General features: G+C 58.6%; 17 protein-coding genes. 15 read left to right on the top strand and 2 right to left on the bottom strand.

What is annotated here, in order from left to right; translation table 11 throughout:
* The first annotated feature begins 151 nt into the window (after positions 1 to 151).
* The 10 genes from ACK2JC_RS00950 (at position 152) to ACK2JC_RS00905 (ending at position 14,128) form a co-directional block, all read left to right on the top strand.
* Positions 152 to 604, top strand: a complete 453-nt coding sequence (locus ACK2JC_RS00950) for a hypothetical protein (protein WP_320936480.1) — start codon at positions 152 to 154, stop codon at positions 602 to 604.
* Entirely contained in the window at positions 591 to 1,400 is an 810-nt protein-coding gene (locus ACK2JC_RS00945) for a prepilin peptidase (RefSeq protein WP_320936479.1), read from the top strand. Before ACK2JC_RS00950 ends, ACK2JC_RS00945 begins: the two co-directional genes overlap by 14 nt.
* 49 nt (positions 1,401 to 1,449) lie before the next feature.
* On the top strand, positions 1,450 to 2,451 hold the full coding sequence (gene pilM / locus ACK2JC_RS00940) for a pilus assembly protein PilM (RefSeq protein WP_368270983.1): 1,002 nt from the start codon (positions 1,450 to 1,452) through the stop codon (positions 2,449 to 2,451).
* A gap of 20 nt (positions 2,452 to 2,471) precedes the next feature.
* The gene (locus ACK2JC_RS00935) at positions 2,472 to 3,053 is read left to right on the top strand and encodes a hypothetical protein (protein WP_092360415.1); all 582 of its coding nucleotides are present in this window, start codon (positions 2,472 to 2,474) and stop codon (positions 3,051 to 3,053) included.
* Positions 3,050 to 3,676, top strand: a complete 627-nt coding sequence (locus tag ACK2JC_RS00930) for a hypothetical protein (RefSeq protein ID WP_227168970.1) — start codon at positions 3,050 to 3,052, stop codon at positions 3,674 to 3,676. The genes ACK2JC_RS00935 and ACK2JC_RS00930 overlap by 4 nt, the downstream gene beginning before the upstream one ends.
* A 9-nt stretch (positions 3,677 to 3,685) precedes the next feature.
* On the top strand, positions 3,686 to 11,362 hold the full coding sequence (locus ACK2JC_RS00925; RefSeq protein WP_368274696.1) for a type II secretion system protein: 7,677 nt from the start codon (positions 3,686 to 3,688) through the stop codon (positions 11,360 to 11,362).
* Between the two features lie 322 nt (positions 11,363 to 11,684).
* On the top strand, positions 11,685 to 12,554 hold the full coding sequence (locus ACK2JC_RS00920; RefSeq protein WP_320936476.1) for a hypothetical protein: 870 nt from the start codon (positions 11,685 to 11,687) through the stop codon (positions 12,552 to 12,554).
* A complete protein-coding gene (locus ACK2JC_RS00915) occupies positions 12,551 to 12,871 on the top strand; it encodes a hypothetical protein (protein ID WP_320936475.1) in 321 nt (106 codons plus the stop codon). The genes ACK2JC_RS00920 and ACK2JC_RS00915 overlap by 4 nt, the downstream gene beginning before the upstream one ends.
* Positions 12,868 to 13,446, top strand: a complete 579-nt coding sequence (locus tag ACK2JC_RS00910) for a hypothetical protein (RefSeq protein WP_320936474.1) — start codon at positions 12,868 to 12,870, stop codon at positions 13,444 to 13,446. Before ACK2JC_RS00915 ends, ACK2JC_RS00910 begins: the two co-directional genes overlap by 4 nt.
* 103 nt (positions 13,447 to 13,549) lie before the next feature.
* Entirely contained in the window at positions 13,550 to 14,128 is a 579-nt protein-coding gene (locus ACK2JC_RS00905; RefSeq protein WP_320936473.1) for an urea carboxylase-associated family protein, read from the top strand.
* Between the two features lie 76 nt (positions 14,129 to 14,204).
* Here ACK2JC_RS00905 and ACK2JC_RS00900 read toward each other — a convergent pair whose 3' ends face one another.
* Together ACK2JC_RS00900 and ACK2JC_RS00895 are read right to left on the bottom strand one after the other, a co-directional pair.
* Positions 14,205 to 15,518: a CitMHS family transporter gene (locus tag ACK2JC_RS00900; protein ID WP_092360421.1), complete on the bottom strand. Its 1,314-nt coding sequence runs from the start codon at positions 15,516 to 15,518 to the stop codon at positions 14,205 to 14,207.
* A gap of 273 nt (positions 15,519 to 15,791) precedes the next feature.
* Positions 15,792 to 16,487 (bottom strand): response regulator transcription factor, encoded by a 696-nt coding sequence (locus ACK2JC_RS00895; RefSeq protein WP_227168981.1) that lies wholly within the window; start codon positions 16,485 to 16,487, stop codon positions 15,792 to 15,794.
* Between the two features lie 190 nt (positions 16,488 to 16,677).
* Here ACK2JC_RS00895 and ACK2JC_RS00890 point away from each other — a divergent pair, with 190 nt between their 5' ends.
* From ACK2JC_RS00890 to ACK2JC_RS00870, 5 genes are all read left to right on the top strand, one after another.
* Positions 16,678 to 18,885 carry an ATP-binding protein gene (locus ACK2JC_RS00890; protein WP_320936472.1) on the top strand — a complete coding sequence of 736 codons (2,208 nt, stop codon included), beginning with the start codon at positions 16,678 to 16,680 and terminating at the stop codon, positions 18,883 to 18,885.
* Between the two features lie 191 nt (positions 18,886 to 19,076).
* The gene (locus ACK2JC_RS00885; protein ID WP_118756668.1) at positions 19,077 to 20,135 is read left to right on the top strand and encodes an ABC transporter substrate-binding protein; all 1,059 of its coding nucleotides are present in this window, start codon (positions 19,077 to 19,079) and stop codon (positions 20,133 to 20,135) included.
* A 303-nt stretch (positions 20,136 to 20,438) separates the two neighbouring features.
* The gene (locus tag ACK2JC_RS00880) at positions 20,439 to 21,371 is read left to right on the top strand and encodes an ABC transporter permease (protein WP_182481691.1); all 933 of its coding nucleotides are present in this window, start codon (positions 20,439 to 20,441) and stop codon (positions 21,369 to 21,371) included.
* Positions 21,371 to 22,168, top strand: coding sequence for an ABC transporter ATP-binding protein (locus tag ACK2JC_RS00875; protein WP_092360424.1), 798 nt, complete (start codon positions 21,371 to 21,373; stop codon positions 22,166 to 22,168). Before ACK2JC_RS00880 ends, ACK2JC_RS00875 begins: the two co-directional genes overlap by 1 nt.
* A gap of 244 nt (positions 22,169 to 22,412) precedes the next feature.
* Complete coding sequence (locus ACK2JC_RS00870) at positions 22,413 to 24,041, top strand: C40 family peptidase (protein ID WP_276947979.1); 1,629 nt, start codon at positions 22,413 to 22,415, stop codon at positions 24,039 to 24,041.
* Positions 24,042 to 24,283: the final 242 nt, after the last annotated feature.

Raw genomic sequence — 24,283 nt, 5'->3', positions numbered from 1 at the left:
TTTGAGAAGCCGAAGGGTTGCGGCTTCTCATTCCCCATTTATAGAAATTCTAAGTCCACTCACTTTTTGGCTTTTAGCAAAATATCTCTATCCTGAGACATTTTGCTAAGCACCAAAACACACCTCAAAAAACAACAGACAGGAACCCCACATGCAAACACCCTCCCACAAACTAAACTCCCCCCACGCCCTATCCCTCATCGAAACAATCTGCCTCCTCTGCTTCACCGCCACTGCCCTTGCCCTCCTGGCCACCGCCATCACCAGCTACACCCGTTCCGTCAAAATCGGCAACGACCGCCTCATGGTGGAGACGGCCCAGCGGGTAGCCAGCCTCAACTCCATCGACGGCTGCATCGTCAAAGGCTGCGACGGCGGGAGCGCTTGTCCCCACACCCAAAACGGCGTCCAGACAGGCTATTTCGACCACGACACCAACACCATCACCGGGGAGATTCCCCGGGGTTACAACGAATATCACACCATGGAAATCGACGGCAGAACATTCGAGGGAAAAGCCGGAACCATGGTGATCAGGATTGAATACGACGGGACAGACTACACCCTGTCCTGGGTCAGAGAGGGATACAATGCCGGCAGATGATTGGGGGTTCACCCTTTACGTTACAATATTGGCCGCCGTCACAGGCGCGGCCGGAGGAAGCTTTGTGAACTGCCTGTCCTGGCGGCTGGTCCGGGGACAGAAGGTGACGAAGGGGCGGAGCTGCTGCCCGTCCTGCGGCCATGTGCTGGGGGCCCTGGACCTGGTGCCCGTAGTCAGCTGGTTTGCGCTGAGAGGCCGATGCCGCTACTGCGGGGAGCGGATTTCCTCCCGCTATGCGGCCGTAGAGCTGTTGTCCGCCTTCGGGGCAATCTGCCTCCTGTACCGCTTCGGCCTGACGCCAGCGGCTCCCTATTACCTGGTATTCTCCCTGATTCTGCTGGGGGTGGCGCTGACGGATCTGGAATCCTATGAGATACCGGATCGTTTTCATGTGGCGGCCATCCTCTGGTGGTGCGCGGGAGCGCTGATCACGGAAAAACCGTTGGGCTCATATATCATATCAGGTCTGTCAGGCGGAATTCTCATCGCAGGCGGTATGCTCGCCGTCTCCCTGGTATTCGACCGGCTTTTGGGCCGGGAGAGTCTGGGAGGCGGGGACGTGAAGCTGTTCTTTGTCACGGGCCTCTATCTGGGCTTGGCGGTGAATCTGTTGAACGTGATCGTAAGCTGCCTCCTGGCCCTGATTCTGGCGGCTCTGCTGCCGGATTCCGGGAGAAAACCGGGGGACCCGGCGGCGATCCCCTTCGGCCCGGCCATCGCCGCAGGCACCTGGCTGTGCCTTCTGGGGGGCGGTCCTTTGGTCAGTTGGTATTTAGGGCTTTTCGGCCTGTCATAAAAAGGCGGGGACCGCGGCTTTTCGCGGGAAACCTGAAAGGAGACGGAAGATGTCGGACAGTTTTACAGGAATTGAGATCGGTTCCAGGCAGGTGAAGATGACGCAGTGCGAGGACAACTGCGTGCTTCGGGTGGCCATAGAACCGCTGCCGGACAACTATGTGAACAGAGGAACCATCGTTTCCATGGAGGCGATGAGTGAATTTTTGAAGGAGATGGCGAAAAAACACCGTTTTACGGACAAAAAGTGCGCGCTGGTGCTTCCGAACAGCGTGGCGTTCTCCAAGCGGCTGACCATGCCCGCCATGACGGTGGAGCATTTGAAAATCAACATCCCCTACGAGTTCCACGATTTCATCAACGAGAGCCGGAAAAAGTATGTGTTCGACTACTGCCTGCTGGAAATGCACTATAACGACGACGGCAGGCCCTTTTCCATGGATTTGATGGCCGCAGCGGCGCCGAAAGAAAAGCTTCAGGAGTACACGCTGATGATAAAGCACGCGGGATTCAAGCTGACTGTTGCGGCGCCGGAGATATTTGCCTACTCCAACCTGATCCGGGCGTACGAGGCTGAGGAGCAGCCGGAGGAAACCAGGGAATACTGCTTTGTGGATTTGGGGTATTACACCACCAAGCTGCATATATTTTCCAGCCACCGGTTTGAGGTGACCCGGGAAATCGACCACGGCTGTTCCCTGCTGGATCGGGCCGTGGCGGATGAGCGGAATCTGGATGAGCACATCGCCCACGCCTACGTGACGGAGAACTATGAAAATGTGTGGTCGCTGCCGTGCTGTCAGGATATTTTCGACACCATCGCAGTAGAAATCATGCGCGCCATCAATTTCTACGGCTTCAACAATCCGGCAAGCAGGCTGGACACCGTGTATTTCTGCGGCGGAGGTTCGTTAATCACCCCGCTGGTGGACACGGTGGTCCGCAGCATTCCGCTGGCCCCAAGGCCGGTGGCGGAGCTGTTTAAAACCGTGGGACAGCTGCCCCCGGAGGCGTTCACCAGCCCGGCGGCGGCCGGGATCACCTACCGTTAGGGGGAAGGAGCGTAAGAGATATGTTTACTGTCCGAAAAAATGAATATCCCTCAAAACAGACGGTCAATTTAGTGTTCCGGGAGCGGTCCATCAACAGCCCTTCCAGAGCGATTCCGGCCTTCCTCCTGTTTCTGGTCTTTCTGGCCCTCTTTGTCCGCTTCGGCGTTCAGGGACAGCTCCAGAAAATGACCTCCGCCCAGGCCTCGCTTGAAAAGGTTCAGGCGGATTTAAGCGGACTGGTGGAGTACAACCGGGACTACGAGGCGGTGCGGGAACAGTACAGCCAGTATTTCAACGACTATCTGAACGAGGACGAGGCCGTGTTGAGGGACCGTCTGGACGTTCTGACCCTGCTGGAGGAATGTGTGATGAATCAGGCCGATCTGTCCAGCATCTCCATTCAGGGTAATATCTGCCGGATTTCCATCACCGACGTGCCCTTAAACACCATATCCGGGATTGTGGCGGACCTGGAAAGCAATCCCCAGGTGCAGTACATATCGGTGGCCACGGCCGCCACCGAGAACAATGAGGAAGTCCAGGACCGGCAGAACGTGACGGCCAATGTGACCATCACGCTGACAGGAGGGCAGGACCGATGATGAACCGCAAATTTACGGCCCGGGAAGCGTGGCTGCTTCTGCTGCTCAGCGTGATGTTGCTGGCTCTGTTTTACTATCTCGCCCTCTACCGCCCGGTGAATCTGGAGGTGGAGCGGTGCGCCGCCCTGCAGGTGCCGGTGGAGGAGGACCTGGAGCTGCAGATGATGAAAGCAACCCGGAAAAAGAAGATGGTGGATGAGCTGGAAAACGCCCCGGAGAAACAGCAGGGGGAGCTGCTTCCCTACAACAATATCAAGAACGAGATTACGGACCTCTACGAGGCCCTTTCCCCGGCCGCCACCTACAACTTAAGCTTCTCCGAGGCGGTGGCGTCGGGAAATATTGTCAGACGGGATATTTCCATTTCCTTCCAGGCAGATACGTACCAGAAGGTGCGCTCCATATTGGAGCAGATGCATTCCAGCCCCTACCGCTGTATCCTCAAGGACCTGTCCATTTCCGTGAACAAGAGCAGGGGGGAGGCGGGCGGCATGTCCGCGGCGGAGCTGATCAATGTGAATGTGAACATCACCTTCTACGAGACCCTGGTGGGTGCGGAAAATACCAATGGCCTGGTCTTTGAAAAGCAGGAGAGCAAATCGGAAAATGAAGGACAGGAGTAACTGATTTTTATGAGTGCAGGTTGTGACGGCAGAAAACACAGAGCGGGCGGTTACACCCTGGCGGAATTGCTGATCGTAGTGGGGATCATCGCAATTCTGGCCGCGGTGTCATTTCCTGCGCTCATTCATATGCGCAATTCCCTGCGGCAGACCGAGCTGGACGACCGGGCGAAGGAGATTTTCAATGTGGCCCAGAACCAGATGTCGGGGTTAAAGCTGTGCGGAAAACTGCCTGTGCCGCAGCCGGAGGGGGCGGACGGACAGAAGATGGACGAATCCATGGTTCCGTCGGACTATGTGGACGGGCAGGGGGAGAAGCCGGACACCTACGCTCTCTGTCATGGGGACAGCACCTTTTTGTGGATGAACGACACCGCCTTTGCGCCCGGACTGGTGAAGGACGACGGCGGGAGCTATGTGATCGAGTACAACCGGCAGACCGGCAGAGTCTACGCCGTGTTTTACTGGGAGGAGAAGGGCGGGGCCTTTCAGAGAGACAGCCAATTTTCCTACCCACAGCATTTCAACCAGTACGAATCCCTGGACCTGCGGGGGGCGGCCAACCGGAAGAACCGGATGGCGCCCTCGGTGGGTTATTATGGCGGCGAGGCTGCGGCGCTGGTGGAGGGGACGGAAAACCTGGAATTCGCGGTGATTCTGCGCAACGCGGAGGAGCTGCAGGTGACCATCTCCATGGAACAGCGGCTGTGGGACCGGACCGCCTACCAGATTGAGATCGGTTCCAAAACTGACCCGGAGCATTCTCCGGTCTACACCTACCGGTTAAAGGGCAGAAACCTGTCCCTGGAGTCGCCGGTGGACGCGGTGCAGAGCGCGGGCCTGGGATTTGACGTGGAGGCCGCGGGGGACGGGAAATCCCAGTACACCATCACCTTGGACAGTCTCAGGCCGGGGCTTCATTTTGCGGACAATTTTTCCGGCATCGCCGCGGGGGACGACCTGCGGATTTCGGTGACCGGCTACGGCGCGAGCAGTGACCAGCTCTATCTCCCGCAGGTCAGGACCGTCGAGATCAACAGCCTGTTTGCCGGGCTCAGGGGCGGGGACGGGAGAGGCGAAAGCGTGCTGATTGAGAACGGACGCCATCTCCAGAACCTGTCCTGGGAGGTCTCGGGGCTTGGGATGCGCCTGACGGGGACCGGTTGGAAGACGGAGGAATACTCGGACCTGGCTCCGAAGAGGGCCAGCCTGATCCGGGACATCGACTGGATGGAGCCCGTTTACGGGGAGAGCGGGGCCGCGGCGTCCTGGGACCAGGTCTGCACCGCCAGAGGCGGCAGCGGAGAAACGGTGAATTTTTATCCTGTCAGCAACGAGCGCACGGGACTTAAAACAGTTGAGGGAAACGGGCATGTGATCCGCAATCTGCACGTTTCCCGAAACGCCGTGCTGGATTACGGCGGGCGCGGTTACGGGTACGCCGGCCTGTTCGGTTTCATGGCGGGTGGGGAAGGGGAGGGCCGCCAGGTGCGCCTGAGCGGAATTACCCTGGTCAACCCGGTGATCCGGCCGGAGTTTCCCGGCGGGGCGGCCATGGAGTCCTACGCGGGGGCCCTGGCGGGGTATCTGCAGGACGCCGATGTGGAAAAATGCGGTGTGTATATCGACGGGACCGAGGAGGAAAGTCTTTCCGAGCGCTATCAGGCCAGCGGGGTCATTTCCGGCAGCAGCTACGCGGGCGGGCTTGTGGGCAAGGGATGGAATCTGAAAGCCTCAGATTCCTTCGCCTCCGTCAAGGTGGCGGGGGAGGTTGCGGCGGGAGGCTTTGCGGGCGCGCTGTCCGGCCGTTCTTCAGTTGAGAGCTGCTATTCCGGCGGGCAGACGGAGAACGGCTCTTACGCCCTGGAGCGGCCCAATGTGACCGGAAGGAACCGGGCGGGGGGATTTGTGGGGCTGATCGAGGACCGCGCCGCTGTGAGCCGTTCCTTTTCCACTTGTTCTGTCCGGGGAGCTGTCTGCGGGCCATTTGCGGGTTCTGCCGCTTCCCCGGAGAATTTGTCCATGACCTACGCGCTGGGCGGCGCGTTTGCCACAGCCGGAGGGGAGGTCAATTCCATCGGCTGCGGTCCGCTTGACGGCCTTGCGGAGGCGGGGGCGGCGACGCCCGGCCACGCGGGCACCTACCCCTACGACGAGATGTACCGGAAGGAACAGGCTGCGGCCTACCCCTATCCTTCCTGGCTGAAAACCTACCACGGCGACTGGGCGGGCGGCGGTTCGCTGACCGGCCTGGTCTACTATGAGCGGTACGACACCGGCGCGTTTGGCGGGCCGGAGTACGGCTTCTGGTCGCCGGGAATGGAGGAGGAGAGCACGCTCCGGGACGACGCGCCGGTGCGCAGCGACGGGTACGGGTACCTGGGAAGCAGGAACGGGAGCAGCGTGATCATTTCCGGGGAGAAGGGGGATTTAAAGAGCGTGGAGGTGGAGGTGCAGGGAAAACCCCAGTATCTCTACGCCCTGCCGTGGAATGTGGTACACAAGGGATTCCGGGAGTTTGAAGGCGGCAGCGGCCAGTTTTACGATACCCTGAAGCTGGAGATCGACGGGAGTCCGTCCACCTTTTACTATAATCCCCATTTCGCCAAAGCCATCGCCCCCAGCCAGGCGGCGGCCGGGACGATACCGGAAACGGCGGTGGTCCGCACGGTCCGGCACCTGTACGAGCTGGGATACCAGTTCAACACAGGGAGCAAAAACAACAGTGATTACTGGTCCGCCCCGTGGGATTACCGCCAGGAGCGGGACGCGGATTACGCGGCGTATGATTTGAGCACCTATGACCGGGATGTGTTTTCTGACCCGAAAAATGCGTTTGTCCAGGGCATGATCGGCGGGGACGCCTCCAGGCTTGGGGCGTTTGTAAAACAGTATGACGGAGAGAAACACGCGATCCGCAACCTGCGCATGGAGCCCGGCTCCGGGGAAGCGGCCCTGTTCGGAACCATTGGAACCGGCGGGACGGTGAAAAATCTGTCAATAGTCAACCCTGTGGTGAAGCTCTCCGGTGGAGGCAGCGCGGCCGGACTGGCCGTCCATAACTTCGGAACGATTTTAAATGTCTCCGTGGTGAGCCCCAAAATCTACTCAGCCAGCGGGGATGCGGCCGGATTTTTGAATAACAACGGGGGCGGAGGGACGATTACCCAGAGCTACGTGTTGCCACAGCAGCCGGAGAAACTGGGGGAGGCGGACCGCTACCGCCATCTCTATGATGAGAACTGGAATGTGACGTTCAACAATTACGCCAACGCCCTGATTACCTGCCAGAATGAGGCGGCCGGGTTCGTGAACAATAACGTGGGCCAAATCGAACTCTGCGGGGCGGCGGGCGCTGTCACCACGGGCGTCTACGATGAGGAGACGGAAAGTGTTGCCCCGAGTTACGGGAACCAGGCGGCCGGATTTGTGAACAACAACAATGGAATCGTCCGAAATTCCTACGCCAACTGCTACACGGCCAGCAGTTATGCGGCGGGCTTTGTCAATATGTCCTCCAATGAGGTGAGCGGCTGCTACGCCCTTCGAAGGGTGATCACCCTGGGCGGCGGTTCAGCTTCCGGCTTCTCAGGGAGTGCAAACGGGATCAAAAACTGCTACGCGGCGGTGAGCAACGGCTACTCCGCCAATTATAGAATTGAAAATGGGCAGATTCATTACGAAGACTGCGTGTACGCAGACCCCTTCGGTGTATTTCTGTACCCGTTTTCATCCGTCACAGGCGAGGACTGCTATGTGCTCAGCTGGTCGGAAAACTATATAAAAGAGGGCCAGCCGGTGATCGGGGCAAAAGCAGTTACCTATCGCCAGCTCAGGGACGAGATCAAGATAGACGGACTTTGGAAGGCAAAGGCCGACGGCTCGGACACGAAAGCGTTCAGCCGCCTGCTTGGGCCTCTGTTCCCATTTCCAAAGGCGGAGGGCCTGATCCAGTACGGAGACTGGCCCAGCTACGAGTATGTGGGCGCGGAAATGGCGTATTTTGAGGTGTACAAGGAGGGGGACTCCTCCTACTCGGTGGGATTTTACAATGAAACGCTGGGGCTGGATACGCTGAGGGACGACCGGAAAATTTTCCTGGACGGTTACAGCCTGCTGTTCAACGAAGAGTATATCGATATGGACGATATCAATGTGAAGAACCTGATCCAGGGCAGCTCTTCCTCCAACAAAAAGGCGTACCTCAGCTGGATGGACAATGCGGGAGGGGACAACAGCGTGAGCAGCGCTACCAATTACTTAAAATCCATATACAATCTCAAGGACAACAATGGAAAGGTGTTCACGGACAGCCGGTTTAAGGGGAATTTGACCTATTACACCAATATCGGTGGCAAAAGGGCAGAGTTTGAGCCGGATTCTGTTTACGGCGACAAGCCGGTGGCGCTGAATCTGGACGGGCGCGACGGACGGTATTATTTCCGCATCCTGCCGCCCGCGGCGGTGGTCACCAACGCCTACGTGGAGGAGGACAGCATTTACCAGGAGCTGAACGTGTTCGTGGAGAGCAATTACCGGGACGAGGGCGGCGGCCAGGGGGCGGGAGCTTCGGTGGAGAAGAGCCGGATCTTCTATTACTGTCCCCATTTTGCAAAATCGCAAATCGGAGTGGGCGAGCGGTCGGAGGAGGACGGCGCGCCGGTAGAGCTTTTGGTGCGGACCTCCCGCCAGCTCTGCACGCTGGGATTTGAGAATATCGCCAAGCGGCCCAACGGCATCGACAATTATTACAGCTATACCTTCCGCCAGGAGCTGGACATTCCGCTGGGATCGGACAATGCGTACGCATTTTACTATTCGGACGGGGCACCCATGAACTCGAAGGACGGCAGGCCCAGGCAGAATTACCGGTGGTTTAACAGCTCCATCGGAAGCCAGAACATCCCCTTTACGGGGACCTATCTGGGGGACGGCCACAAGATTACCGGGCTGGGAGCCTGGAGCGGCGGTCCCACCAACCTTCCGGAGTTCTCAAATATGAGCAAGTTCAACGTGAACACGTCGCTGTTCGGGTATCTGAGCGGAACGGTGGAGGATTTGACGTTGGCGTCCTCCTCCATCTCGGGCGGGAGCGCCGCGCTGTGCAATAACGCCTCCGGCGCACACCTCAAAAATGTGGTTGCACACGACATCAGGCTGCGCCCGAACAATCTGGATAAACCGGCCGGTATTCTGGCGGCTGAGGCGGAGAGCACGGTATTTGAGGACTGCCGCGTTGCGGATTCCAGCGTGATCAACGACCAGGCCAGCTGGCTGGGCGGCGCGATTGGCAAGATGTACAGCGGCTCCGTGGACGGCCTGACGCTCTCCGGGGAGATCACCGTGCAGGGCCGCAGAGCGGTGGGCGGTGTGATCGGGCAGATTCTGTCCAACAAGGAAGTGTCGCTGTCCCGCATCCGCATGGAAGGGACGGCGGATATCAGCCAAGCTCAGGCAAACCACGGCAGTGGGGAGAACCGGGGCTTCTACAATGCCGCTGGATTGATCGCGGGTCTCTGTGAGGTCAATTATCCGGTCAGCCTGGAAGGCATAGAGCTGCACGGAATCCCTGCGGGCGCGGGGGAAACTGGGGCCGGGGACGGACTTTTAAAGGTGAAGAACGGCAGCAGATGCCTCTCCTATGTAGGTGGGTTCCTGGTGGGTTCCCTCTATAAATCCGGCGTATCCAACGGCAATACCCTGACTCTCGGCGCGGTGACCGTGGAAAACGGCCGCCTGCTGACCGACGAAACCGGCAGCGCGGGCGAGAACCCGGTGTGCTATTACGGTGGGATCGTGGGAAATGTGAAGGACGTCAACATCCGTCCGGCATCGGATCAGTCGGTGTGGGATTTCTCCAACAGCCGCATCGTAGCGGTTTCCAATCGAATGAACAAGGATTCCGCGGTGGCCGGGCTGGCGGGACGTTTTTCCACCACGGCCTCGCTGCTTCTGCCGGGCCAGGTCTATCTGCCGGACATTGAAGTGAAAGCGGCGGACAGCGCCGTGGCGGCAGGCGGTCTGCTGGGCCGGGCGGCAGGCACGGTGACCGTGAAACCGGTGGCCGGGGAGCGGAGCGAAGTCCATCTGGGTACGATTACGGCGGAGGGCTGCCGCAACGCTGGAGGGCTGACGGCCGCGATCTCCGATAAAACCCTGTTCCAGAATATCGCACTTTTAGGTGGTGAAATACAGACGGACCAGATCGCAGGGGCAGCGGCCGGAACCATCAACACCAAAACGGCTGTGACCCACCTGTCGGCGGAGGGAACCCGGGTGGCCGGAATCCGCCGGGAGGACGGCAGCGTCACGGACAGCCTCAGCCTGGGCGGCTTTGCGGGCAGTCTGGACGGCGGGACGGTAGAGAACTGCTTCGCCTATGTGGCGGTGGAGAGCCGGGGTGGCGGGCCTGCGGGCGGTTTTGTGGGCACGGTCAACAGCGGAAAGATACAGAACTGTTACGCCTCTGGCTCGGTGACAGGCTGCGGTGACACGGGCGGATTTTTCGGCCTCATCGCAAAGAACGGGACGCTGCGGTCCTGTTACGCGTCGGGGGATGTAAACACCGGCGACGGGCTGGCGGAGTACGCATCCTTTGGAGGGTTCGGCGGACGGTCCGGCGGATCCGGGAACGCTTCGGCTGATTTGCGGGAGTGTTACTCCGTGGGCAGAGTTCCCCAGGGGCAGCCTGAGGGCGTAGACACCGGCGGATTCCTGGGAGCCGCTGAGGGGGCCGACGCGCGGTTTGACCAGGCCGATCCTATGATTTTGAGCCTGATACAAATTATGAAACAGGCGGAGGTGCACAACCGGCCCGCCGCCCAGAACGGGAATACAATCTGGAATATGCAGAGCCGCCCGGCCATGGACTCCTCCACCTTCGGAGCGCTGGACGGGGAGGGAAACTCGGCTCTGGTGTACAACATTCTGGGATACCCCTATTACCCCAATGTGTTAAAGGAAGGGATCGAGGGGACGAACACGCGGGCGGAGCGGGACAGGATGGTGGAGACCTACGGCAAGGTGATCGACGGCAGCGGGATCGTGAAGGATCCGCGCACGGAGCCGGATTACGGCGCGGACGCCGGGGACAGCTACTTTGAGACCATCCACGAGCCGTCTTTGGCCCAGGGTGTTATGACGCTTTGGAGAATCGATAACAATTACCTTTACTGGATCAATGAGACCGAGATAAAAGAGGGGACCTACACGGCTTTCCGGGTCAGCCTTCCCAGATATGAGAGCGCGGCCTCCCGGCAGGACAGACGGGCGCTGATCGAGGTCAACAGCCGGATGGAGGTAAAGAGCTTTAACAGCTCCTACGGCACAACCTACTATGTGCTTCAGACCGGTTCCGGCTCCTGGAGTACGTCCAATATGGGCGACTGTTTCTTCCTCAGGGAGGATGGAACCCAGCCGGGCCTGGCGGCCTACAACGCTTCCCACCAGGGGATCGACGGCCTGATCGAGGCGTGGAGCGTGGCGCAGTTTGCGGAGGAGCTCACGCGGGAGGCGGACGGCCAGGGAACGGCCAGATTGACGCAGATGCAGCCGAATATGGAGAACACCGGCCCGTCCTACCCCGGATATCCCTTCCCGATGTTGAGCGACACGGGAGCGGGGCTTGTGGGACTGTACCATGTTGGAAATAAACCTGAGGGGTATCACCCGGTTTTTAGAAGGTGACTGAGGCGGGGACTGTGACTGGTACGGGGAACCGCGACTGGGGTGGGGGACCGCGACTGGAACGGGGGTCCGCGACTGGTACGAAGAATCGTGACTGGTACGGGGAACCGGGACTGGAACGGGGGGCCGCGGACTGGTACGAGGAACTGTGACTGGTACGGGGAACCGCGACTGGCCCGGGGGACTGCGACTGGAATGGGAACCGCTGCCGGAACGGACACAGCGATTGAGGCGGGAACCGCGACTGGGGCGGGGACAGCGGCCGGGCCCCAAACATCAACTGATACGAAAACACCGAGTAAACAGAAAGGAGGCGCGCCAGTTGGCAGGAAACAGCGGAATCCGAAAAATCCAGAGCACAAAGGGCGCGTCCCTTGCCATCGGCCTGGTGTATTTTCTCATATGCGCCACCGTGGGCTCCGTAGTTCTGGCGGCGGCTATGGCCAATATCAGCCATGTGAAGTCGGAGAAAATCAACGAGGGGAGCTACCTGGCCGTGATGTCCGCGGGCACGGCGCTGAAAGAACAGCTGGAGGGCGCGGCGCGGGAGTGCTCCGAGGATCACGGCCAACAGGATGACCCGGCAGGTGAGAGCCAGCGGGCGGCCTTTAAGGGGGAACTGCTGGCAAAGGCCGGTTCTGAGGCGGCAGGTACCGGGACGGAGGCGGCCCTCGCGGCCGCGCTGTACCGCGTTTATTTAAATTGTGTGGAGGAGGACAACCGGCTGTACGTTCCTCAGGACGAGGAGGAGCGCAAGGAAAAGGGGGAATCCCTGACCTTCACCTTCCGCCTGGAAGCGGGGGACGAGGGGGAACCGACGATGGACACGGTCCGGGCGGACGTTACCCTGACGCCGGACTACGTGGTTATGGACAGCGGGGATTCCCAGCAGCTTCAGGTCCGCATTGAGTCCGCGCTTTCCCTGGAACCGGATGAAGGGACGCAGGGGCAGTATTACCTGCGGATGACAGCCAACGGGGTGGTCTACTATGTGCTGGAGGAGACAGTCACGGAGGTGGAGAGCGGAGACGGGGACAGCGAGGATGAGGAGGACGGCGAGGGCGGTGATTCCGACAGCGGACCGGAATATCGTTACGAGTACACATCCAGGGCAGTCATATCCTCAGACCGTCCGGTATTTTCCGGCAGGCCGCCCTATGACGGATCCGGCCTGGGAGGTGGGGGATCATGAGAAAGCTGAGAAGTAAAAGCGGCGAGACCCTGGCTGAGGTGCTGGTGGCCATCCTGGTGGTGGCGGTATCCGCCTCTCTGTTTTTGGGCATGGTGGCGGTGGCCGCCCGCATTAACCGGCAGGCCGTAAAGGCGGATTCCCGGTTTTACAAGGCCATGTCCCTTTTGGAGTGTTTTGAGGCGGAGGAAGATGCGGTGGAGCAGAGGAGCGGTTCTCTCCGGGTGGAGGGAACCGGCGTCTCGGAAGAACTTCCGGTGACGGTGTTTTACGGCGACGACATGGTATCGTACCAGCTGGATGGAGGTGCCGGAACATGAAAATTCCCGGAATAAAGCAGCCGTGCGGCATATGGAAAAAATTGTCAGGCAGGAGAGGGACGACCCTGGGAGAGATGCTGGTGGCGGTTCTGATCCTGCTGATGCTGACCATGGTGGTGGCCGGGGGCACGGGCATTGCGGTGAAGGTGTACCGGTCGGAAAAAGCCTACTCGGAATCCAGAGTGTTGGCCAACACGGTGCTTTTAGCCATGACGGAGGAGCTGCGCTACGCCTCCGGCCTGACCGTCGGGGAGGACGGAACGTCGGTATCCTACGACAGCCGAAGCTACGGGGCAGGAACCACCATGAAGCTGGAATCCCAGGGCGTGGGGGAAGGCGGTCTGATCAAGCTGACCTACAGCGGGGAGGGAGAGCACGCCGCTCCCCGGACGGACGATCTGTTCCAGGAGAGCACCTACTCCGGCTACCGGATTCAGCCCCACGGCGAGGAACCACTGTTCTCCCTGGACGGGGAACCCCTGGTGATCTCCTATGATGTGTGCGATCCCTTCGGCAAGGTTCAGGCGGAGCTGGAGGGGGTCAGAATCCGGCTACTTAACGCGGGACCCAAATAGGGCGGAGCTTACGACGCCCAAAACGGATATAGAGCGGTGCGACCGGATAGAATGCCATATGGAGAGGCTGTCGCTAAACGGAACATTCATGGAGGATAAGAAGATGAGTAAAGAGTATATAATTCCGGCGCGTTCGGGGATAAAAATTGATGTCAGACAAGGTCAAAGCATCACAGTGATTGATATAGAAGGCGGTCAGGTTGTAGATTTTTTCGCCGAGGTTAACGGAAACGCAAATGAATTTCTTTCAACCGGAGTGACAATCGACTGCAATGAATCTCTAAAATTAAATGCGGGCAATCTTATTTATACCAATTTATACCATCCAATGATGGAGGTGGTTTCTGACGATGTAGGAGAACACGATTTAATCCACCCATGCTGCCGGCCGGAGATGTATGACTTCTTTTATCACAACGGCGAAGGACATCCAAACTGCTTAGACAATATCAACAAGGCGCTTGAAGAAAAACGCGCCGTCATCACGCCTGTTAACTTATTTATGCACACGAAAATTAACACTGATGGCAGTATTTCCGTGGAAGAACCAATCTCGAAAGCGGGAGATAAGATTGTATTAAAAGCTCTGATGGATATCACGTTGGGAGTGGCCGCCTGCAGCGTTTCTGAAAGCAAATGCAATAGCGGAAAGTGTTCCCCTGTCAAGATCGTTATTGATTAAGACTAGTAATCATTGAAAGTGCCCCCAAAATGCCGCTGCAAGGCATTTTGGGGGCACCCTTTTCTATTGATTACTTTTACAACTGTATAACGCCCAGCAAAAATCCAGCCAGCAGCATTACCAGGCTGATCCCGAACAGCCACTTGAAGGAGAAACGGATATGGTCCTTCAATTCCACGTCCACCAGGCCGATGGCCAGGAAGGTGGCGGGTACCAGAGGGCTGATCATCAGAGCCACGTTCTTGCCGATGATCATGGTCATAGCGGTATTGAGGGCGGTTACGCCGTACTTGGTGCCCACCTCGATGATCAGCGGCATGATGCCGTAGAAATAGGCGTCGGTTCCGATCATCATACCCATGGGCAGGGCGAAGATACCGAAGATCACATGGATGTACTGTCCCAGCGCTTCCGGGATGAAGGAGATCAGCACGTTGGCCATTGCGCTCAGCATGTCGGTTCCCTCCATCACGCCGACCATTGCGCCTGCGGCCAGCATGGTGGTGGCGATGGAGAGGGCGGAGGCGGCGTGAGCCTTAAAACGCGCGTCCTGGGCCTTCAGGGAGGGATAGTTGACGATCAGGGCGATACAGGTTCCCATCATGAACACCACGTAGGAGCTGACCACGTTGAGCACCAGGGAAACGATGATGCCGATGGTCAGAAGACCGTTGAACCACAGCAGCTTGGGACGCTTTAACTCTTCGGCCTTCTTGTCGGCCTCGGCGGCAGCGGCGGTTTCCACGGTGTCAGAGCTGCCTGCGTTCAGACCCGCGCCGCGCTTTTTCTCGATGATACCCATGATCACAGCCAGGGTCAGCGTGACCACAACGCCCACGATCTGAATGGGGATCAGCTTCAGCCACAGGTCGTTGGCGTCCATGCCCAGGACCGTTGCGGCTCTGGCGGTGGGACCTCCCCAGGGCAGCAGGTTCATAACACCCATGGCGGACGCGGTCAGAAGCAGCAGTACGTAGGGGCGGATGTTCATGCGCTTGTAGATGGGGTACATGGACGGGATGGTGATCAGCACCGTGCAGGCGGTGGAGCCGTCCAGATGGGCCATGATGGCGATGATTGCGGTCACCACGGTGATGGCGATGACATTGTTGCCAGCCTTTTTGACCAGCTTGCCCACCAGGATGTCAAACAGGCCGACGTCGGTCATGATGCCAAAGTAGGTGATGGAGAAAATGAACAGCACCGCGTTGTTCTGGGTGGTTTTCACCCCGTCCACAATGAATTTACCGATGTCGCTGATTCCGAAACCGGCCAGCAGGGCGGCGATGGTGGGAATGGTGATCAGGACCACGATGGGGCTCATTTTTCCCTTTAACAGCAGGGCTACGATGACCGCCACCATGGCGAATCCGATAATCGCAAGATACATAATTGAGTAACCTCCTCTTTTGTCGTTCGATGGACTCAACTATACCCTGCAAATATAAAGGAAAACCGCGGGAATCCTGAAGAAATCTACAGAATCCCGCGGTTTGGCTTACAAAATTTTAATGGAATTTTTATGCAAAATATACAAAAGCGGTTCGGGAGTGCCGGGGAGAGGCCGAAGCCATTTTCACGCCTTCCGCGTACTTGCCTTCCATGTATTCGCCTTCCGAGTACCCGCCTTCCGCGTATTCGCCTTCCACGTACCCGTCCCCCGCTACCTCTGCGGCAGCACGAACTGATACCCCATCCCCCAGACGGTCTTTAAATACTGGGGATTTTTGGGATCCGGCTCGATCTTGGAGCGGATGTTCCTGATATTGACCATGATGGTATTGTCGTCCACCGCCTTGTCCTTCCACACCTGCTCGAACAGCATTTCCTTCGTGAACACCGTATTGATGTTCTTCAGAAACAGGCAGACCAGCTGCTTTTCCTTGGAGGTCAGCGGAATCTCCCGGTGGTCCATGTAGAGAGTGTAGGTCTCTAAGTCAAAGGAGAAGGGGCCGCGCTCCAGGACCTTCTCGCTGCTCTCCATGGCCGTGCGGTTGCGCCGGATCAGGGCCTTGACCTTGGCCCCCAGGATCGCCGGGCTCACGGGCTTGGCCAGGTAGTCGTCGGCCCCGATCCCCAGGCCGAAGATGGTGTTGTACTCCTCCGTGTTGCCGCTGATGATAATGATTGGCGTGGAAATACCCTGGGCCCGGACCTTCTTCACGATGGAGAAGCCGTCTAAGTCGTCCAGGTTGATGTCGAGCAGCACCAGGTCGTAATGGCTGTAGAGAATCTGATTCAGCGCCTCCCTGCCCGAGGAAACCTCGGTGGTTGCGATCCCGTCGCTCTGTAAAATGCGGGAGGCCATGCGCAGTATATGAAGATCGTCGTCCACGATCAGAACTTTATCCTGTGGCAAATGTAAGAACTCCTTTCAGCGGGCCTGGGGCCCGTGTCCTGGCCGTAAATCCGGCCGTTTTCCCCTATTTTACCGTAATCAGGAAAGAATTGCAAATTCTTTGTGGGCGTTCTATAATAGGAACACCCGGCAAGGCAGGTGCGCCGGGACGGCGGGAATATCCCGGTCACGAGAGAGGAACGGTTTGGATATGGAACGGAAGAAGAGCTTGAAGGGGCGGGCCGCTCTGGCCGCCGCTTTGATTGCCCTGGCCGCAATGGCGGGGGTTTTGGGGCACTGCATATCGCGCTACAGCGCGCTTTTGATCAGCCAGCAGCAGGAGCAGATGCTGCGCATCGTGCGTTCGGTGGGCGGTACGGTCCGCACCTATATTAAAACGGAGAAGGAGCTGTTGGCCTGGGAGGCGGGGCGCAGCTACGGCTCAGGGGAGGAGCTGGCCGGGGCCATGGAGGAGTTTCTTGCCATGAAGCCCCAGGCCCGGAGAAACATGCTGCTGTTAAACGCCAACGGGGACGTGCTCCTCAATGTGAAGAGCCGGGAGCCGGGGGTGAATTACCAGGCGGACCGGTTTGATTTTGCGCTTCCCGGGACAGGGGAGGTGCTGGCGCCGGGCGCCTATATCCCCCAGGAGGGAAGCTGCCTGATTCCGGTGGTTACGCCCGTATCCGTAAATGGATATGAGGGGCCGCTGTACCTGGCGGAGCTGGTGGATTTCGCGGACCTGGACCGGGTGATCGACAGCGCGGCCCTGAAACCGGACATCCGGGGGTATTTTGTGATCAAGGACCAGAACGGAATCATCCTGTCCCACGAGAGCCGGGAGCAGGTGGGACTTCAGGCCGTTTCCGGACGTCTGGAGCATTATCCGGGATTGGATATTTCCGGCATGAAGCAGCTGGTGGAGCGCCAGCTCTCCGGCCAGGAGGGGACCTTCGTCTACGACTCCTACTGGTTTTCCGACGACGAGGAGCCCCAAAAGGCCAGGAAGTTCTCCGCCTTCTCGCCGCTCGCCATGGACGACGGTTTTTGGGTGATTGCCCTGACTATGGACTACGACGATTTTATCGGTCCCTACAATCAACTGCTGGCGGAATCCATGGGAATTCTGGCCGCCATTTTCATCTGTCTGGGCATCGGCGCCTGGGGGCTCATCCGGACCAGCCAGCGCCAGCGGGAACTGCTGCGCCAGACCCAGTATTTGAAGGAGCTGGGCAGCGCGGTGACGGAGCTGAACCAGACCCGGGAGCAGGCCAAACACAGCGAGCGGCTGCAGATGGTGGGAATCATGACCAGCGGCCTTTCCCACGAGTTCAACAACATTTTAGCTCCCATCCTGGGATATTCGGAGCTGTTGATGGGGGACCTGCCCCAGAACTGCCTATCCCACAGCGACGCGGCGGAGATTTATGATGCGGCCCTGCGGGCCAAGGAGCTGGTGGCCCAGATTTCCTCCCTGAGCCAGAAGAGCGCGGACCAGGCCCAGTACCGCCTGTTCGACTTTGAGGAGGAGCTGCGCAAATGGATCAAGTCGGTGATCCTCATCAAGCCGGAGAAGATCACCCTGAACACACGCATCCACACGGAGGGAGCCTGGGTGTACGGCAACCCCACCCAGCTGTACGAGGTGCTGTTAAACCTGTGCGTCAACGCCTTTTATGAGATGCCCGCCGAGGGCAGTCTGACCCTGACCGCCACGGTGGCGGAGGCGCAGGAGCTGCCGGAGGGGTTAAGCCCCCTTTCCCTGGGCGGCCGGTTTGTGCTGGTGCGGGTGCAGGATACGGGCGGCGGCATAAGCCCCGAGATCATCGACAACATTTTCACCCCGTTTTTCACCACCAAGAGGCACGGCGAGGGCACAGGCCTGGGACTGGCCATCACCCAGAAAATCCTCGACGAGCACCAGGGAGACATCTGCGTGGAATCCCGGCTGGGGGAGGGGAGCAGTTTCTATTACTGTATCCCGTTCCGGAACGCCGGGGAGGAGGAGCCGGTCCGCGCCCGGGAGGAGGAGCCGCAGCAGGGGAGAGGCGAGGGCGCGGGCCGTCTGCTGGTGGTGGACGACGATGAGAGTACCTTGAGAATGATCCGGCGGGTGCTGGGCAAAAACGGTTTTAAGGCCGACTATTACGCCGATCCGCGGGAAGCCCTGGCCGCGCTGGAGAGCGGGCTGGCGGAGTATGACGTGTTAATCTCCGACTACCAGATGGACGAGATGAACGGCGTAGAATTGGCCACCCAGGCCCGGTTCCTGAATAAAAACTTAAAAATCCTTATTCTCTCCGGCCTGATCAAATCGGAGATCGTGGACGCCTGCCAGAGGGGCCGCATCGACGGCTATCTGCTCAAGCCAGCCCATGGAGACCAGCTGTTAAAATTTATCAAAAATGGATGTATTTAGGCGATTATTCGGATTGTATGAAAAAAAGTACACTTTATCGCGTTGAATTCGCAGAAATTTAAAGTAATAAAATTGACTCTCCGATTTTTTTGTAGTATGATAGGAAACATCCTCAAACGGTGAGGACGGATTGCGGCAGCGTTCCACGAAACGGCCGTAAAAAATGTTATAAAAAGAGGAGAGCGAGTATTATGAAAAAATCATCCAAGATCATGTCCCTGGTACTGGCCGGCGCCATGGTTCTGTCCATGAGCGCATGCGGTTCCGGCAAAACCGATGCAGCTGCTGACACCACTGCCGCGACCACTACGGCGGCCGGAAGCGAGGCTGCTTCCTCCGCGGAGGAGACGGGTGCAGAGAGCCAGGCGGAAGCTCCCGCTGAGGGCGCTGTCTACAAAATCGGCATTTTACAGCTGACCCAGCATCCGGCTCTGGATGCCGCCAACCAGGGCTTTATAAAGGCGTTGGACGACGCGGGCGTCCAGTATGATCTGGACCAGCAGAACGCTTCCGGCGATCAGTCCGTGTGCCAGACCGTGGCGTCCAAATTCGCCAACGACGGCAAGGATCTGATTCTGGCCATCGCAACACCGGCGGCCCAGGCTATGGCCGGCGCAGTGACCGACACTCCCGTGCTGATCACCGCAGTGACCGACCCGGCGGAATCCGGCCTGGTGGATACCAACGAGGTTCCCGGGGGAAATGTAACCGGCACCTCCGATCTGACTCCGGTGGCGGAGCAGATTGATCTGCTGCAGAAGGTTCTTCCGGACGCGAAGAAGATCGGTATCCTGTACTGCTCTGCTGAGTCCAACTCTGAGATCCAGGCCCAGATGGCAAGAGATGCGATCGCGGCTGCGGGTATGGAGAGCCAGGACTTCACGGTATCCAGCTCCAACGAGATCCAGACCGTGGTTCAGTCCATGGTGGGCAAGGTGGACGCGGTTTACGCTCCCACGGACAACACCATCGCGGCGGGAATGACCACGGTGGCAATGGTCGCCAACGACAACAATCTGCCGGTGATCTGCGGTGAGTCCGGCATGGTGAACAGCGGCGGCTTGGCAACCTACGGCATCGATTACTTCCAGCTGGGCTACATGACCGGCCAGCAGGCTGTGAAGATCCTCACCGAGGGCGCTTCACCGGCCGATATGCCCATCGAGTATCTGAAGGCGGAAAACTGCGAGCTGACCGTGAACGAGGAGACCGCGCAGACGCTGGGAATCGACGTTTCCGTGCTGAAATAAGCGGAGCCAGTCCGAACCGGATCAGAGTTTAAACGGTGTTGTGAGCGCCCTGGGCAAAACCGCCCGGGAGCTTGCAGCACCATCTTTAGGTGCGGGGAGAACAGGCGGCAGATCCGCAATCCCATAGATGGTTTACTCAAGCTGTTTTGCGCGCGCAGGAAGGCCGCAGCGTAGGGGCTGGAGGGAGTTTGGGCAAGCCATTTATACGGAGTCTGCCTGTTAAGACCGTGAAACGGCGGCAACGCCGGGGTGCAGGCGGTTTATTTGATCATAGCGGTAATTTTAAATTGATGGAGGTAAATCATGGTTATCATTCACTTTTTCTCGGGTATGGGTCCCAAGCTTCTGGACGCCACCGGGCAGGGCGTGCTCTGGGGGCTGATGGTCCTGGGCGTTTACATTACATACAAGCTGCTGGACATCGCGGATTTGACCGTGGACGGCAGCTTCGCTCTGGGCGGCTGCGTCTGCGCCATGCTCATTGTCCAGAAGGGAGTCAATCCCTTTCTGGCGCTGTTTCTTGCGACTCTGGCCGGAATGGCGGCCGGGCTGGTCACCGGCGCTCTGCACACGGCCTTTGATATTCCCGCGATTCTGGCCGGAATTCTGACCCAGCTGGCGCTGTGGTCCGTGAACCTCTGGGTCATGGGCAAGAGCAACACGCCCCTGGCGAAGGTGGACAATATGGTAAGCCTTCTGGCGGAGAGCACCGGCTTCTCCCAGGCAAAGGCATCCCAGCTGATCGGCATCGCGGCGGCCATCGCCGTGGTGGCCCTGCTCTACTGGTTTTTCGGAACGGAGATCGGCAGCGCCATCCGCGCCACCGGCAACAATGAAGACATGATCCGCGCCCTGGGCGTGAACACCAAGTGGACCAAACTTTTGGGCCTGATGATCAGCAACGGTCTGGTGGGCCTTTCCGGCGCGCTGGTGTGTCAGAGCCAGAAGTACGCGGATGTGATGATGGGTCAGGGCGCCATTGTCATCGGCCTGGCGGCCATCGTCATCGGCGAGGTGCTGTTCGGCTGGTTCCGGAATTTTGCGCTGAAGCTGGCAGCGGCCGTGATCGGCTCCGTGGTCTACTTTGTGATCCGGGCCGTGGTGCTGGAGCTGGGAATGAATCCCAACTATATGAAGCTTTTGTCCGCCCTCATCGTGGCTCTGGCCCTTTGCGTGCCGGTGGCTGCCAATAAATGGAAGGCCTACCGGTCCTACTCGGAAGGAGGAGAACAGTAATGCTGAAGTTGACCAATGTGAGCAAGACCTTCAATAAAGGAACCATTAATGAAAAGAAGGCGTTAAAGAACCTGAACCTGACCTTAAACGACGGCGATTTTGTGACCGTGATCGGCGGTAACGGCGCGGGGAAATCCACCATGCTGAACATGATCGCAGGCGTGTATCCCATCGATGCGGGGCGCATCGAGATCGACGGGGTGAACATTTCCCGGCAGCCGGAGTACAAGCGGGCCAAATTTATCGGACGCGTGTTCCAGGACCCCATGAAGGGGACCGCCGCGGGTATGGAGATCCAGGAAAATATGGCGCTGGCCTTCCGGCGCGGACACCGGCGCGGGTTGGGCTGGGGAATCCGTTCCCAGGAGAAGGATTATTACCACGACCTTCTGACCCGCCTGGGACTGGGGCTCCAGAACCGCATGACCAGCAAGGTGGGCCTGCTCTCCGGCGGCCAGCGCCAGGCGTTGACCCTGCTCATGGCGACGCTCCAGAAACCCAAGCTCCTGCTGCTGGATGAGCACACGGCGGCCTTAGACCCCCAGACGGCCAAAAAGGTGCTGGATCTGACCCGGGAGATGGTGGAGGAGCAGAAGCTGACCGCCCTGATGGTGACCCACAATATGCGGGATGCCATTCAGATCGGAAACCGCCTGATCATGATGAACGACGGGCAGATTATCTACGATGTGGCGGGAGAAGAGAAGCAGAATCTGACCGTGGAGGATCTGCTGGAGAAGTTCGCGCAGGCCAGCGGCGGAGCCTTCGCCAACGACCGTATGCTGCTGTCAAAATAGAAAAATTTGGATGAGAGTCCGGCAAACCCCAAAATTATCGGTAAATTTTAAGAAAGATTTCACATTTTTTTGGCTGATTTTATGGTATACTGGTTGCTGATATGTGCCGGTACACCGGCAATGCCGAACGCCACGGTACGGATTTGGGGCGTTCGACTCCGCGGACAGGAACCGTTTTTGCCGTAGGATACGGTTCTTCGGCTCATTGTGCCCGCGAGAATAAAAAATGGAGACGAGTTGAAATATGCTGGACCATAAAGATTATCTGGAGACGTTGAACAAAGCCAGAAGGAAGCGCAACCGCAGATGGGATCCCCGCTATCTTCTGATGATTCTGGGAGCCGTGGTGCTGATCGGCATCGTGGCCGCCCTGGCCATGAGTCTGAAGAAGCCGGCCAGCGGCCGCGCGGCCGGGGAACCGGGACAGGAAGCCGGCCCAGGTCCCGGAGCAACCCCCGCCCAGGCGGCGGAGCCCACCCTCTCCCAGGAGGAGAAGGAACGGCAGGAGCAGCAGGCGGCCATCGACGAGGTGGTGAATTCTTACCAGAATCTGGGACTTGTGCAGGTGTCCGGTTACCTGAACATCCGGGAAACGCCCAGCCTGGACGGCAAGATCATCGGCAAGCTGTCCGGCGACGCCGGCTGTGAGATTCTGGAGACGGACGGGGAGTGGTCCCATATCACCTCCGGCGGGGTGGACGGCTATATCAACAACCAGTACCTGCTCACCGGCGACGAGGCTAAGTCTAAGGCAAAGGAGCTGGTGAAGCTTCGGGCCATTGTGACCACGGACAACCTGAATATCCGCAAGGAGCCCGCTCTCGACCCCAACAACGTGATCGGACAGGCCCTGTTAAACGAGCGCTACGTGGTGCTGGGACAGCAGGACGGCTGGATCCAGATCGAGGAGGGCTACATTTCCGCGGATTATGCAGACGTGAAATACGCCCTGAACGAGGGGCGCAAGATGGATCTTAAGGCCATGGCCATCAACCAGTATGACAACCTGGTGATCTCCAAGGTGAACAACTACTTAAACGTCCGGGCGGAGCCCAAATCCGACGGCAAGATCATCGGTAAGATGACCAGTAAGGCGGCGGGTGAAATCCTGGAAAGCCTGGACGGATGGTACAAGATCAAGTCCGGTCCCATTACCGGATATATCACGGCGGATCCCCAGTACACGGCCACTGGCCAGGAGGCGAAGGATATCGCCATGCAGACGGCCACTCTGAGGGCCGTGATCAACACGGACGTGCTCAATGTCCGCACCGAGCCAAACACGGATGCCAAAATCTGGACCCAGATCGTGAAGGACGAGCGCTACCCGGTGCTGGCCCAGTTGGACGGCTGGGTGCAGATTGAGCTGGATTCCGTGGACGAGGAGGACGGCTCTGAGGGCGACAAGGCTTACATCTCCACCCGGGACAACAACGTGGAGGTGCGCTATGCGCTGAACGAGGCCATCAAGTTCTCGCCGGCCGAGGAAGCGGCAAACGCCGCGGCGTCCAGGCGTTCCAAGGTGGTCAACTACGCCCTTCAGTTCGTGGGGAATCCCTACGTGTGGGGCGGCACCAGCCTGACTAAGGGCGCGGACTGCTCCGGCTTCACCATGCAGGTGATGAAGCAGTTCGGCGTGTCCCTGCCGCATTACTCCGGAGCCCAGGCCAAGATGGGCAAGCCGGTGAAGTCCAGCGAGATGCGTCCCGGCGATCTGATCTTCTACGCCAACAGCGGCGGCACGGTCAACCACGTTGCCATGTACATCGGCAACGGCCAGATCGTCCACGCGGCCAGCAAGAAGAGCGGAATCAAGATTTCCACCTGGAACTACCGCACGCCCGTTGCGATCCGCAACGTGCTGGGCGACTGACAGACAGCAAAATAGCGAAGTGCCAATGCCTGTGGCTTGGGAGAAATCCCCAAAAGCCCCATGCATTGGCGCTTTTTTTTGCAATTAGCAGGGGGTTTGGGCATTATATTTTGTGCGCCTATTGCATCGGGCTATGCCTGTCCCATATAATAAAATTATAAGATACGCTGTTCCTGCGGTGGAACGGGAGAGGAGGGGAGAGGACGGACACCCGGTATACAGAATACGGCGGCACAAGCCTG

The organism is Enterocloster lavalensis (genome assembly GCF_046603895.1).
GTDB classification, from domain to species: domain Bacteria; phylum Bacillota; class Clostridia; order Lachnospirales; family Lachnospiraceae; genus Enterocloster; species Enterocloster lavalensis.
The sequence above is the reverse complement of the archived record's forward strand: the minus strand, read 5'-3'. Positions and strand labels throughout refer to the sequence as shown.